Consider the following 223-nt stretch of genomic DNA (forward strand, 5'->3'; position numbering starts at 1 on the left):
TCCATCGTGAGTAATTTCAATCCTTGCTCACATCCATCGTGAGTAATTTCAATCCTTGCTCACATCCATCGTGAGTAATTTCAATCCTTGCTCACATCCATCGTGAGTAATTTCAATCCTTGCTCACATCCATCGTGAGTAATTTCAATCCTTGCTCACATCCATCGTGAGTAATTTCAATCCTTGCTCACATCCATCGTGAGTAATTTCAATCCTTGCTTAC

Origin of the sequence: Pseudoalteromonas sp. KS88 (assembly GCF_004766475.1) — a bacterium.
Lineage (GTDB): Bacteria > Pseudomonadota > Gammaproteobacteria > Enterobacterales > Alteromonadaceae > Pseudoalteromonas.